General features: G+C 33.5%; 13 protein-coding genes. 9 read left to right on the forward strand and 4 right to left on the reverse strand.

The genetic code is table 11. The features are described 5' to 3' along the window. Position 1 precedes the first annotated feature (1 nt). Positions 2–2,137: a S9 family peptidase gene (locus ACHRVZ_RS03195; protein ID WP_395420738.1), complete on the reverse strand. Its 2,136-nt coding sequence runs from the start codon at positions 2,135–2,137 to the stop codon at positions 2–4. Positions 2,138–2,206: 69 nt separating this feature from the next. On the opposite strand from ACHRVZ_RS03195, the gene ACHRVZ_RS03200 reads away from it, so the two are divergent. Continuing rightward, entirely contained in the window at positions 2,207–2,527 is a 321-nt protein-coding gene (locus ACHRVZ_RS03200; protein WP_230713223.1) for a YbaB/EbfC family nucleoid-associated protein, read from the forward strand. A gap of 153 nt (positions 2,528–2,680) precedes the next feature. Here ACHRVZ_RS03200 and ACHRVZ_RS03205 read toward each other — a convergent pair whose 3' ends face one another. Beyond that, positions 2,681–3,700, reverse strand: a complete 1,020-nt coding sequence (locus tag ACHRVZ_RS03205) for a threonine aldolase family protein (protein WP_395420739.1) — start codon at positions 3,698–3,700, stop codon at positions 2,681–2,683. 151 nt (positions 3,701–3,851) lie between these two features. Between ACHRVZ_RS03205 and prfB the strand changes: the two genes are divergently transcribed. The 8 genes from prfB to hemN all read left to right on the forward strand — a co-directional run bounded on the left by prfB (position 3,852) and on the right by hemN (position 11,741). Then, positions 3,852–4,950 (forward strand): peptide chain release factor 2 gene (gene prfB, locus ACHRVZ_RS03210; protein ID WP_395420740.1). Its coding sequence is split into 2 segments (ribosomal slippage): positions 3,852–3,914 and positions 3,916–4,950, totalling 1,098 coding nucleotides; the frame shifts between segments, so codons are not numbered across the junction. A 115-nt stretch (positions 4,951–5,065) separates the two neighbouring features. Continuing rightward, positions 5,066–5,512: a peptide-methionine (R)-S-oxide reductase MsrB gene (gene msrB / locus ACHRVZ_RS03215; RefSeq protein ID WP_395420741.1), complete on the forward strand. Its 447-nt coding sequence runs from the start codon at positions 5,066–5,068 to the stop codon at positions 5,510–5,512. A gap of 353 nt (positions 5,513–5,865) precedes the next feature. After that, a complete protein-coding gene (gene lpxD, locus ACHRVZ_RS03220) occupies positions 5,866–6,864 on the forward strand; it encodes a UDP-3-O-(3-hydroxymyristoyl)glucosamine N-acyltransferase (RefSeq protein WP_395420742.1) in 999 nt (332 codons plus the stop codon). Positions 6,865–7,031: 167 nt separating this feature from the next. Further along, positions 7,032–8,660: an acyl-CoA carboxylase subunit beta gene (locus ACHRVZ_RS03225; RefSeq protein ID WP_395420743.1), complete on the forward strand. Its 1,629-nt coding sequence runs from the start codon at positions 7,032–7,034 to the stop codon at positions 8,658–8,660. Between the two features lie 121 nt (positions 8,661–8,781). Then, a complete protein-coding gene (locus ACHRVZ_RS03230) occupies positions 8,782–9,204 on the forward strand; it encodes a DoxX family protein (RefSeq protein WP_395354026.1) in 423 nt (140 codons plus the stop codon). Positions 9,205–9,324: 120 nt separating this feature from the next. Next, positions 9,325–9,672 (forward strand): hypothetical protein, encoded by a 348-nt coding sequence (locus tag ACHRVZ_RS03235; RefSeq protein ID WP_395420744.1) that lies wholly within the window; start codon positions 9,325–9,327, stop codon positions 9,670–9,672. A 112-nt stretch (positions 9,673–9,784) separates the two neighbouring features. Beyond that, on the forward strand, positions 9,785–10,255 hold the full coding sequence (locus ACHRVZ_RS03240) for a hypothetical protein (RefSeq protein WP_395420745.1): 471 nt from the start codon (positions 9,785–9,787) through the stop codon (positions 10,253–10,255). A gap of 121 nt (positions 10,256–10,376) precedes the next feature. Next, a complete protein-coding gene (gene hemN / locus ACHRVZ_RS03245) occupies positions 10,377–11,741 on the forward strand; it encodes an oxygen-independent coproporphyrinogen III oxidase (protein WP_395420746.1) in 1,365 nt (454 codons plus the stop codon). A gap of 20 nt (positions 11,742–11,761) precedes the next feature. Here the strand turns inward: hemN and ACHRVZ_RS03250 are convergent, their stop codons facing one another. Next, the gene (locus tag ACHRVZ_RS03250) at positions 11,762–12,463 is read right to left on the reverse strand and encodes a sulfite exporter TauE/SafE family protein (protein ID WP_395420747.1); all 702 of its coding nucleotides are present in this window, start codon (positions 12,461–12,463) and stop codon (positions 11,762–11,764) included. Positions 12,464–12,470: 7 nt separating this feature from the next. Beyond that, the gene (locus ACHRVZ_RS03255) at positions 12,471–12,920 is read right to left on the reverse strand and encodes a FixH family protein (RefSeq protein WP_395420748.1); all 450 of its coding nucleotides are present in this window, start codon (positions 12,918–12,920) and stop codon (positions 12,471–12,473) included. Positions 12,921–12,984 lie beyond the last annotated feature (64 nt).

The following is a 12,984-nucleotide window of genomic DNA, read 5'->3' on the forward strand; positions in this document are numbered from 1 at the left end:
ATTAGCTTTTAATTTTTTCTAAATCTAATAAAAAACTAAATTCTTTTGCTAAGTCTTTTAGAGCTTCAAAACGTCCTGAAGCTCCACCATGTCCGGCATCCATATTGGTATCTAAGAATAAAAAATTATTATTAGTTTTTAGATTTCTCAATTTGGCGACCCACTTGGCTGGTTCCCAATACTGTACCTGCGAGTCATGCAGACCCGTAGAAACGTACATATTAGGGTAATTTTGTGCTTTTACGTTATCATACGGTGAGTACGACAACATATAATCGTAATATTTTTTATTGTTCGGGTTCCCCCATTCGTCATATTCTCCAGTTGTTAACGGAATACTATCGTCTAACATTGTGGTAATAACATCTACAAAAGGTACCTGAGCAATTACGCCGTTATACAATTCCGGAGCCTCATTTACGATAACTCCCATCAAAAGTCCTCCTGCAGATCCTCCTTCAGCATACAAATGTTCAGAAGAAGTATATTTTTCGTCGATGACAAATTTAGAGCAATCAATGAAATCTGTAAAGGTATTTTTCTTTTTTAACAGTTTTCCGTCCTCATACCATTGTCTTCCTAAGTCCTCTCCTCCTCTAATATGTGCAATAGCATAAACAAAACCGCGGTCTAACAATGATAGCCTTGTTGACGAAAAATAAGTATCCATTGTAATACCATATGAACCATAAGCATAAAGCAATAACGGATTTTTACCGTTTTTCTGCAATCCTTTCTTATAAATCATAGAAATTGGCACTTTAACTCCATCTCTCGCAGTTGCCCAAACACGTTCTTCGATATAATTTTCTTTGTCAAACTTACCTCCTAAAACCTGTTGTTCTTTTAAAATCTCTTTGGCTTTAGTCTTCATATTAAAATCAATAACAGAAGATGGTGTTGCAAGTGATTGATAACTATAACGCAACACATCAGTATCAAAATCAACATTTGTTGTCGTATAAGCATTATAAGTTTCACTGCCAAAAGGAAGATAATAATCTGGTTCATCATTCCACGGCATAATACGAATATGATTCAATCCGTTTGAACGCTCTTCGACAACTAAATAGTTTTTAAAAATTTCAATATCCTCCAACAAAACATCTTCACGATGCGGAATAAGATCTACCCAGTTTTTCTTTCCTGTTTTATTTTCAGGCGTTTTCATCAACTTAAAATTGGTAGCTTTATCTTTATTTGTTAAAATGTAAAATGAATCTTCAAAATGAGAAATACTATATTCCAAACCTCGAACGCGAGGCTGAAACACTACAAATTCTCCCTCTGGATTATCAGAATTCAGAATTCTATATTCAGTCGTTAAAGTACTTCCTGAACCAATAACGATATATTTTCTTGATTTTTCTTTGCTGACCGAAACATTAAAAGTATCATCGGTTTCATTAAAAACCAAAACATCATCTATTGAATCGGTATTTAATTTATGTCTGAATATTTTATCAGCTCTTAGCGTAACCTCGTCTTGTTTGGTATAAAAAACAGTTTTATTATCATTTGCCCAAACAGATCCGCCTGTAGCATTTTCGATTTTATCCGATAGAATTTCTCCTGTTTCTAAATTTTTAAACTGAATTGTGTAAATTCTTCTTCCAACTAAATCAATTCCAAAACTTGCAAATTTATTATCCGGACTCACACTTAAACCTCCAAGTTTAAAATAAGCGTGTCCTTTTGCCATTTCATTACAGTTGAACAAAATCTCTTCATCTGCAGAAAGACTTCCTTTTTTTCTTCCAAAAATCGGATAATCCTGCCCTGTTTCAAAACGAGTAATATAGTAATATCCGTTATAGAAGTATGGAACCGATGAATCATCTTCTTTAATTCTCCCTTTCATTTCTTCGTACAAATCACCCTGAAGTGTCTTTGTATGCGCAGTCATACTCTCGTAATAAGAGTTTTCCTGATTTAGATAATCTATAACTTCAGAATTTTCGCGATCATTTAGCCAAAAATAATTATCTACTCGAGTCTCTTTATGTTTTTTTAATGATTTTGGAATTTCTTTGGCTTTTGGAGCCATTATATCGTTTTGCATTGATTTAGCATTGGTTTTTAAATACGGAGCTGCAAAAATACTACAAACACAATAGAACAGAATTAATTTTTTCATAAAATATTCTATTGTTATAATACAGCAATATACTAATTTTGTATGAAATAATTTAAAAATCAACAAAAAATGGATTTAATGGGAATGATGGGCAAACTTAAAGAAACCCAACAAAAAATTGAAGATACTAAAAAACGTTTAGATACTGTTTTGATTGATGAACAAAGCGCTGACGGATTATTAAAAGTAACATTGACTGCAAATAGAAAAGTAAAAACAATCTCTATTGATGACTCTTTACTTGAAGACAAAGAACAACTGGAAGATTACTTAATTGTAACACTAAATAAAGCCATCGAAAAAGCAACAAATGTTAACGAAAGAGAGCTTGATGCCGTTGCAAAAATGGATATGCCAATGATTCCAGGAATGGATAATCTTTTTAAATAAGATACAAAGGTTCTGAGTAACAAAGGTTCAAAGGTTTTTTCACATTGTGATAACCTTTGAACCTTTGTTTTTATTACTCTCTATTAGTTCAATCCTTTAAACCTATTAAGAAACCTTTGTCCCTCTGTACCTTTGCAACTTTGAACCTTTTTCCTAAAACTTTGCAAGCGTTTCTAAAACATAAGTATGCATTACTTCTTTATAATCTAAATGCGTTACTATACGAAGTTTATTATGCCCCATTGAACTTATTAAAATATTTTTCTGCTTTAATTTTTCTACTAATAGTTTGTCGTCGTAACCATCGGCTAACGAAAAAATTAAAATATTTGTTTCTACCGGCTCAATAGCCAATATCCAAGGTTTCCCACTTAAAACTGCTGCAATTTCTTTAGCTCTCCTATGATCTTCTGCCAAACGTTCTATATTATGAGCCAAAGCATAGAGTCCAGCTGCTGCCAAATATCCTACCTGACGCATTCCTCCACCAAGTATCTTCCTGATTCTCAACGCTCTGCGAATATCATCTTTACTTCCTAACAAAACTGAACCAATTGGAGCACCTAATCCTTTAGATAAACAAACCGAAATTGTATCGAAAATTGCTCCAAACTCCTTAGGATTTTGCCTTTTAGCCACTAATGCATTCCAAATTCTCGCACCGTCTAAATGAAATTTCAAACTATTAGCGTCGCAAACTTTTTTAATTTCTTTTAAATCATTTAACTCATAACATGCTCCACCACCTTTATTAGTAGTATTCTCAACGCAAACTAAACTCGTTAACGGACTATGATAAAACTCAGGATCGATAATCGCTGCGGCAACTTGACGCGCATTTATCATTCCTCTGTCTCCATCTAATAAACAACATGAAACGCCGCTATTAAAAGAAACGCCTCCTCCTTCATAATGATAAATGTGAGCATATTTATCAGCAATTAATTGTTCGCCCGGCTGAGTATGTAATTTAATAGCCGCTTGATTTGCCATAGTTCCCGACGGAAAAAATAATCCGGCTTCCATACCAAAAAACTCAGCTACTCTGGTCTCTAATTCAATAACTGTGGGATCTTGCCTATATACGTCATCTCCAACATGAGCATTAAACATATATTGCAACATTTCATGCGTGGGTTTGGTAATGGTATCGCTAATTAAATTTATTTCCATATTCTAAAAACTATATCTTATTTTTGTACAGCAAAATTACGTATTACTATTTGTTAATTTTTGCAAGTTTTAGTAAATTTTAACTTGCGAATTACGATATAACCAAATTAACGTAATATTTATAAAAAACATATAAAACTACTATTAATTTATGACAACTACCGAACAAATAAAAGGTATTGTGGAGCGCCTTGGTGCGTTGAGGAGGTATCTTTGACGTTGATGCCAAACTAATTGAAATCGCCAACGAGGAAGAAAAGACCTTTGCACCAGACTTTTGGAACAATCCTAAGGAAGCAGAAATCATTGTAAAAAACCTTCGAAACAAGAAAAAATGGATTGAAGATTACAACAAAGCCATTGAACTTACTGATGAATTGCAACTGGCATACGACTTTTATAAAGAAGGTGAACTTTCTGCAGAAGAACTGGATGAGCATTATAACATTACGCAAACTCATATTGAAAACATTGAGTTTAAAAATATGCTTTCTGACGAAGGTGATAGCTTAAGCGCTGTGGTACAGATTACTGCAGGTGCCGGCGGAACCGAAAGTTGTGATTGGGCAGGAATGTTAATGCGTATGTACATGATGTGGGGCGAAAGCTATGGATACAAAATAAAAGAACTTAACTTTCAAGCCGGAGAGGTTGCGGGAATTAAAACCGTTACACTCGAATTTGAAGGTGATTATTCTTTTGGATATCTAAAAGGAGAAAACGGCGTTCACCGCCTGGTTCGAATCTCTCCTTTTGATAGTAACGCAAAACGCCATACTTCGTTTGCCTCTGTTTATGTTTATCCGCTTGTTGATGACAGTATCGAAATTGACATTAATCCTGCCGATATTGAAATTACAACTTCTCGTTCTAGTGGAGCCGGAGGACAAAATGTAAACAAGGTTGAAACCAAAGTACAATTGGTCCACAAGCCAACTGGAATTCAAATTCAATGTTCTGAGACAAGATCGCAACAAGACAACAGACAACGCGCCATGCAAATGCTACGTTCTCAATTGTACGAAATTGAACTAAAAAAACAGCAAGCACAACGTGCCGATATTGAAGCTGGAAAAATGAAAATTGAATGGGGTTCACAAATACGTAATTACGTGATGCAGCCTTATAAATTAGTAAAAGATGTTCGTACCGGTTACGAAACCAGCGATGTCGACGGCGTAATGAACGGAAACATTGATCCTTTCCTAAAAGCATTTTTAATGATGATGGGACAAAAGGAAGAGGAATAGTTTTTTCAATTTACAGTTCTCAGTCGCAGTTTTCAGACAACTAATTACTGAGACTGAGAACTACTACTGAATAACGAGACTGTAAAATGAGACTGCAAACTAAAAAACAAAGACTATGATAAAATGGGCCGATATAATTCGTTATACAAATAAAGGAAACCCTACTCCGGAAAAAAGAGTAGAAAAAACGGAAGAAGAATGGAAACAAATTTTAACTCCGGAAGAGTTCCAGGTTACACGCTTAAAAGGTACTGAAAGATCTTTTAGTTCTGAGCTTTGCAGTTTGTTTGATCCTGGAATTTACGAATGTAAATGTTGTGGTACGCTGCTTTTTGATGCAAGCGAAAAGTTTGAATCAGGAACAGGCTGGCCATCTTTTACTCAACCTCTTAAAGAAAATGCCATTGCCTATCACGCAGACAAATCATACGGAATGATTCGTGTTGAAGTAGTTTGCAATACCTGCGATGCGCATTTAGGACACGTTTTTCCAGACGGTCCGGAACCAAGTGGATTACGTTATTGTATTAACGCCATTTCATTATCTAAAATAAAAGAATAATTTTTCAAAAAGCGATTCACTTTCAATCAAAGTAATCGCTTTTTTTTCTGACAAGAGATCATTTTAAGTAATTGTCCCGCATAAAATGTAAGTCACTACCTATCAATAAAATAATTTCTGCTTTTCAGACTTTATTTACAAAAATTCCAATATTTTTGATTACAAAACCCACAGTAACACACCATCACAAAATAAAAAACATTTAATAAATTGATAGCTAAAGTGTTAATTTTGTAATATTTAAACTGTTATTTTAAATATATTTCAACAAACTCAAAAATATTATTAGGTAATTAGGATCTAATTGATTTTATTTGGCAAAAAATAACCTCAAAATCTATTAAATTCATTAAATGAAATCCTACTCAATTCAAGAAATTAACGAAGTTATAAATGGCGTAATTTACGGCACTACTTCTCAAAGTATAACTGCAACGGAGCAATTAGAAAAAGCCACAACTTCAGAAATTTCTTTTATAGGAAACAAAAAATATGAAAAATATTGGTCTTCATCAAATGCATCTATTGCGGTTGTTAATGAGGATATATCAATCGAACCTGGTGAAAATCGTGCTTTTATTAAAGTAAAGAATGCAGATTTGGCCATGTCTCAAATCTTAGCTCTTTTTGCCCCACCTACTCCAATATTCCACAACAACATTCATAAATCAGCCACAGTTGATGAAACAGCTATTATTGGTGAAGGAGCCAGAATTGGTGCCGGATGTTATATTGGTCCAAAAGTGCAAATAGGTGCTAATGCGACAATATATCCAAATGTGACTATTTTAGATGAATGCACGATCGGAAAAAACACTATTATCTGGTCAGGTTCTGTAGTTCGTGAGCGTTGTCATATTGGAAACGATTGTATCATTCACCCAAATGCCACAATTGGAGCCGATGGTTTTGGATTTCGTCCATGTAGTGAAAAAGGTTTAGTGAAAATTCCACAAATCGGAAATGTAATTATTGGCAACGGAGTTGAAATTGGCGCTAACACTTGTGTGGATCGAGGAAAATTCAGCTCGACAGTTCTTGGAGATGGTTGCAAGATCGATAATTTAGTGCAAATTGGGCATAATAGTAAATTAGGTAAATTTTGCATAATGGCAGGAAACAGTGGCTTAGCTGGTTCTGTAACTTTAGGAAATGGTGTTATTATTGGCGGAAGCGCCTCAATAAAAGATCATACCACTATTGGCGACGGAGCAATTGTAGGCGCTGGTTCAGGTGTAGTTGGTGATGTTCCTGCAGGAAAAACAATGCTTGGTTATCCAGCCGTAGAGGCCCGTGATGCATTAAAACAATGGGCAATTTTAAAACGAATGGTTTGCGATTCTAAAAAATAATTCAGTCAACATAATATAAAAAACAGAAGTTCGCTTCTGTTTTTTTTTGTTTGCAATTCAAATATTTAAAACAGTTTTTTATTTCATCTGAAGATCATATTTATTGTGTGAATTTCAATTGATTTTGTAAATTAGCCAACAGTATTTTGTAAAAACATCAATTTCTTATGGATTTAAACTTCAATAAAAACGAAGATCACAATAAACTCTTACTTTCTGAATTAAAACAAAAATTTGCCAAAGTAAAATTAGGCGGAGGTGAAAAACGTATTCAAAAATTACATGCCGAAGGTAAAATGACAGCGCGTGAGCGTATTGATTATCTATTGGACGAGAATTCAAAAAGTATCGAAATTGGAGGATTTGTTGGAGAAGGAATGTACGCAGAACATGGTGGCTGTCCGTCAGGTGGTGTTGTTATAAAAATGGGCTATATAAAAGGAAAACAATGTATTGTTGTTGCCAATGATGCTACTGTAAAAGCAGGCGCATGGTTTCCGATAACCGGTAAAAAAAATCTGCGTGCTCAAGAAATAGCAATGGAAAATAGATTACCAATCATTTATTTAGTAGACAGTGCGGGAGTTTATTTGCCACTTCAAGATGAGATTTTTCCGGACAAAGAGCATTTTGGCAGAATCTTTAGAAACAATGCTCAAATGAGCAGTATGGGAATCACCCAAATCGCTGCCGTAATGGGAAGTTGCGTCGCTGGTGGGGCTTACCTGCCAATTATGAGTGACGAAGCCTTAATTGTAGATAAAACAGGAAGTATTTTCCTTGCCGGAAGTTATTTAGTAAAAGCAGCAATTGGAGAAACTATCGATAATGAAACTTTAGGTGGCGCGACCACACATTGCGAAATTTCAGGAGTGACCGATTATAAAGCTAAAGACGACAAAGATGCTTTAGACAAAATCAAAAATATAGTAGACAAAATTGGCGATTATGATAAAGCTGGCTACAACCGAATAAAAGCAGAGAAACCAACTTTAGAACCAAAAGACATTTACGGAATTTTACCCAAAGCCCGAAACGAGCAATACGACATGATGGAAATCATCAATCGTTTGGTAGACAATTCAGAGTTTGAAGCATACAAAGAAGGTTACGGCCAAACAATTATTACCGGTTATGCCAGAATTGATGGCTGGGCGGTTGGAATTGTAGCCAATCAAAGAAAAGTGGTAAAAACCAAAAAAGGCGAAATGCAATTTGGCGGTGTTATTTACTCTGATAGCGCTGATAAAGCAACCCGTTTTATAGCTAATTGCAATCAAAAGAAAATTCCTTTAGTATTTCTACAAGATGTTACAGGTTTTATGGTTGGATCAAAATCTGAACAAGGCGGAATCATAAAAGATGGAGCTAAAATGGTAAATGCGGTCAGCAACTCAGTTGTTCCAAAATTTACTGTTATTATAGGTAATTCTTATGGTGCGGGAAATTATGCTATGTGTGGTAAAGCTTACGACCCTAGATTAATTTTTGCTTGGCCAAGTGCAGAACTTGCCGTAATGGGAGGAACTCAAGCTGCAAAAGTTTTGGCGCAAATTGAAGCTTCTTCACTTAAAGCGAAAGGAGAAATTGTTGATGAAGCTAAAGAAACAGAATTATTTAATAAAATTAAAGCGCGTTACGACGAGCAAACTTCTCCTTATTATGCAGCTTCCAGATTATGGACAGATGCCATTATCGATCCGTTAGATACCCGCACCTGGATCTCTATGGGAATTGAAGCTGCAAACCACGCTCCTATTCAAAAACCATTTAATTTAGGCGTTATTCAGGTTTAGGTTTTCAGGAAATTTCAAAATACGTTAAATAAAAAGTAAAAAACTTATTTTCAGATACTTAAAAATAAATATATCATTAAAAATCAGTAACTTTAATGTATAATTTTAATCACGTAGTATCATGGAAAATGTAAAAAGCTTAAATAAATGGGCTAATTCGCACACTTATTTACCAGTAGATTTAGTACGTATTGTATTGGGTGTTTTTTTATTTATGAAAGGAGTTTCATTTGTAACAAACGCTCAGTACCTGCATGATTTAATTTCTCCTATTGATCAATATGGAGGTGGAATGTTTTTATTACATTACATTGCGCCCGCCCACATGATTGGAGGCATAATGATTGTTTTTGGGCTACTTACCCGCTGGGCAATTGCAGCTCAATTACCAATACTTTTTGGAGCAATTCTAGTAAATTTCATGGGACACATGCACTCCGAAAGCTTAATTTTAGCTATCGTAGTTTTATTAGTTTGTATGTTCTTTTTGTTTTATGGAAGCGGAAAACATTCAGCTGATTATTATTTTAAAATGCAACAATAACCTTGTCTTATCCTCAACTACAGCAATTAAATGTTGAGGATAAGATAATAACAATAGATTTAAAGTTAATTAATTCTTTAAAATTTCTTTAATTGTCTTTTATGAGTTAAATTCGCGACCATGAATTGGATTCGTAAAACAATTATTTTTGTATCACTTTTGATCATCGCCTTTTTTGCTTCTCAAGCAAATGAGTTTGCTATGCAAAAAATCGAAAATAAAAAAACCGATACCAATTTCTCTATAGATCATTCAGATTCTTTAGCTTTTATACAGCCACAGACAAGCTATCACTTTGTAGGCAATATAAAAACAAGTTATCCAGGTATAATCAAATGGTTTGACTGTTTACTGGTATTAGCTCCTCAACACCAGACAGCAAATTCAGTATCAAACTTTGCAAGTCAATTTGCAACACAGGGCAAAAAAATTCTTTTAATGCTCTACCCCTTTCACTTTTTTTGGTAGAAATTTCATGAACATTTAGAAGAAAAATCATTATTTCTTCCAAATAACAAACTGCTTTCAGCCCGAAAGTGGTTTACTATTTCATTTATAACCTATCAAATTTAAAGACAAAATGGAGACAAGTGTAACCATAATTGGTATTGTGATCGCGATCATAGTAGCCATTCCAATATATTTTTCTGCGCGTACAAATGCCGCAAACAAATCAAAAATTTTAAACATCAAAAAGAAGTTCAACCCGACTCACCCGGAAGATTTTGATTTGACAGAATCTCAAAGCAATAAAACGCTGACGATAGATCAAAAAAACAGGAAATTTATTTTAATGAATTTCAACCCAAATCAACAAGAATCAACATATGTAGATTTAAAGAATGTTTCTTCTTGTAAATTAGTTTTAACTACTGACGGAAATTCAGATACTATTTTAAAAATTGATTTTGAATTTCAGGATAGAGAAACTTCTAAAAAAATTACAATCCCATTCTATGATTTTGATGATGACCGCATCAAACAAATAAGTGCGTATCAAGATCATCAGTTTGCAAAAAAATGGCTTAAAATCATTCAGGATTCTATTTAGTGTTAGTTATTTAATTCAGTAAAAGAGGCTCATTTTGAGTCTCTTTTTTTTATAATATGATATTTGTCATTTTATTTTCAGCATCAGTGATCTAATTTTGATTTATCCAAAATACACTTTTATGAAAATCTCCCTTACACAAAAATACAATGTTCCTGGTCCCAGATACACAAGCTATCCAACCGTTCCGTATTGGAATGAAAGTAATTTTAGTGAGCAAAAATGGATTGAATCATTTCAAAAAGCTTTTTCAGAAAGTAACTCTCAAAACGGAATTAGTTTATATATACACTTGCCATTTTGCGAAAGTATGTGTACTTTTTGCGGTTGCAACAAACGTATTACTAAAAATCATTCAGTAGAAGAAACCTATATAAAAGCGCTTTTAAAAGAATGGAGTTTGTATTGTAAATTACTCCCAGAAAGGCCTGCCATAAAAGAAATTCATTTGGGTGGAGGAACTCCAACATTTTTTTCAAAAAACAACTTAGAACATCTTATAAATGGTATTTTTAGTTTTGCTGAAAAAGCAGAAAATTACGAATTTAGCTTTGAAGGTCATCCCAATAATACAACTTACGAACAATTAAAAAAACTATATGATCTTGGCTTTCGCCGAGTAAGTTTTGGTGTTCAGGATTATGCTGAAAAGGTTCAAAAAGCCATTCATAGAATTCAACCATTTCACAATGTTGCAAAAGTGACTTTTTGGGCTAAAGAAATTGGTTATACTTCCATTGGGCATGATATTATTTTTGGATTACCCTTTCAAACTATCGAAGATGTAATCGATACTGTAGAGAAAACGAATTCTTTAAAACCAGATCGTTTAGCATTTTACAGCTATGCTCACGTGCCCTGGATAAAAGGAAACGGACAACGTGGATTCAATGAAGAAAATCTTCCAAAAGATGCTGAGAAGAGAAAATTATATGAGATAGGAAAACAATTACTCTCTAAAAATGGCTATCATGAAATAGGAATGGATCATTTTGCATTCGAAACTGACAGTTTATATAAAGCAGCGCAAAATAAAAAATTGCATAGGAATTTCATGGGTTACAGCGCTTCAAAAACACAACTTATGATTGGCTTAGGCGTTTCATCAATTAGTGATAGCTGGTACAGCTTTGCACAAAACACTAAAAATCTAGAAGATTATTATCAATTATTAGAATGGGACAAACTACCTATTGTAAAAGGTCATATTTTAAATAATGAAGACTTAATTATCCGTAAGCATATTTTAAATTTAACTTGCGAATTTGAAACTTCCTGGGCAGATGAATCGCTTTATTTTAAAGAAATCCCAAGTGTTTTACTTGATTTAAAAGAAATAGAAAACGATCAGTTAATTGTAATTGAAGAAAATAAAATTAGGATTACTAACGCCGGAAAACCTTTCGTTCGTAATATTTGTATGGCTTTTGATTTGCATCTAAAAAGAAAATCACCGGAAACAAACTTGTTCTCGATGACGGTTTAATGATCGTTTAATAAAAATATTTAATGACAGTTTGGCGCCGACTGAACGAACAAACTCATATTTGATGGAGAAATGTAAGGAATCCCTAAACCTAACCCTCTAAGGATAAACAAAACACCAATAATTACTGCTACATAAGGAATTGCTTTCTGAATTTTATTTCTAAATGGAAGTCTTATTAATGAATTTACATAAACTACAAAAGTCATTAATGGTAAGGTACCCAATCCAAACAAGATCATATATAAAACTCCTAGACTAGCACTTTGCATTGCAATTGCTCCAAATAAGGCTACATAGACCATACCACAAGGCAAAAAACCATTTAATAAACCAATTGTAAAAAGAGATTTGTAGCTTTTATTTTTAAACTGACTTCCTAAACTCGATTTAATTTTTGAAATAATCTTGTAAACCGGTTTTGAAAAATTGTATTTTGAGAAAATTTTCTCAGGAATTAAAACAACTAATATCATCGCTAACCCAATAAAAATCGATATTTTTTGCTGAAGTCCAGCTAAAAAGAAGCCTCTTCCTAATAATCCAAAAATCAATCCTATTGTTGCGTAGGCAGTCAAACGGCCTAAATGGTATGTAATAATTTGAGTCGCTTTTCTAGCTTCATTTTGATGATCTACAGGCAACATCATAGCGATAGGCCCACACATTCCAACACAGTGTAAACTACTAAGCAGACCAAATATAAAAGCTGAGTATAACATTCTTAAATTAATTTACATAGATAACTTCTTTTGAAAGGTATTTTTTTCCATTATACTGCCATTCCATATTGACATCCCAACGTCCTTTTACCAATTTATCTTTTGGAATTAACAATGCTGAATTTGTCAGCGCAATTTGGGTATTAAAATCAAATTTCTTGTTTGACGGACGATACAATAATATGTTTCCTTTTACCTTATCACTTTCAAAATCTGCAGGAAAAATAACTTTTACACCATTTTCATTATAAGCAATTGAAGGTTTTTGCTGTAAATCATGTGCATTTTGTACACGTGCCATTTCTTCTTGAAAATGGGAATCGTGTTTGTAATATTCCTCTACGACCAAATCGTTGTCGTATTTACTATTAGATTGCACTTCAAAAACGAAATATAAAATAAAGGTCATAAACAATGCAAATGCAATGACAATTCCGGTTCCCCAATTAATTTTCATATTTGTAGATTTTAATTATTAGTAGTCAAAATGGTATCACTTTTAAACCATTTGTTTTTTACTT

Source organism: Flavobacterium sp. FlaQc-57, assembly GCF_044007395.1.
Classification (GTDB): domain Bacteria; phylum Bacteroidota; class Bacteroidia; order Flavobacteriales; family Flavobacteriaceae; genus Flavobacterium.

Bases quoted from the DNA above. Each gene is read 5' to 3' on its own strand.
- ACHRVZ_RS03195 (WP_395420738.1), bottom strand. From the start codon at position 2,137: ATGAAAAAATTAATTCTGTTCTATTGTGTTTGTAGTATTTTTGCAGCT.
- ACHRVZ_RS03200 (WP_230713223.1), top strand. From the start codon at position 2,207: ATGGATTTAATGGGAATGATGGGCAAACTTAAAGAAACCCAACAAAAA.
- ACHRVZ_RS03205 (WP_395420739.1), bottom strand. From the start codon at position 3,700: ATGGAAATAAATTTAATTAGCGATACCATTACCAAACCCACGCATGAA.
- msrB (WP_395420741.1), top strand. From the start codon at position 5,066: ATGATAAAATGGGCCGATATAATTCGTTATACAAATAAAGGAAACCCT.
- lpxD (WP_395420742.1), top strand. From the start codon at position 5,866: ATGAAATCCTACTCAATTCAAGAAATTAACGAAGTTATAAATGGCGTA.
- ACHRVZ_RS03225 (WP_395420743.1), top strand. From the start codon at position 7,032: ATGGATTTAAACTTCAATAAAAACGAAGATCACAATAAACTCTTACTT.
- ACHRVZ_RS03230 (WP_395354026.1), top strand. From the start codon at position 8,782: ATGGAAAATGTAAAAAGCTTAAATAAATGGGCTAATTCGCACACTTAT.
- ACHRVZ_RS03235 (WP_395420744.1), top strand. From the start codon at position 9,325: ATGAATTGGATTCGTAAAACAATTATTTTTGTATCACTTTTGATCATC.
- ACHRVZ_RS03240 (WP_395420745.1), top strand. From the start codon at position 9,785: ATGGAGACAAGTGTAACCATAATTGGTATTGTGATCGCGATCATAGTA.
- hemN (WP_395420746.1), top strand. From the start codon at position 10,377: ATGAAAATCTCCCTTACACAAAAATACAATGTTCCTGGTCCCAGATAC.
- ACHRVZ_RS03250 (WP_395420747.1), bottom strand. From the start codon at position 12,463: ATGTTATACTCAGCTTTTATATTTGGTCTGCTTAGTAGTTTACACTGT.
- ACHRVZ_RS03255 (WP_395420748.1), bottom strand. From the start codon at position 12,920: ATGAAAATTAATTGGGGAACCGGAATTGTCATTGCATTTGCATTGTTT.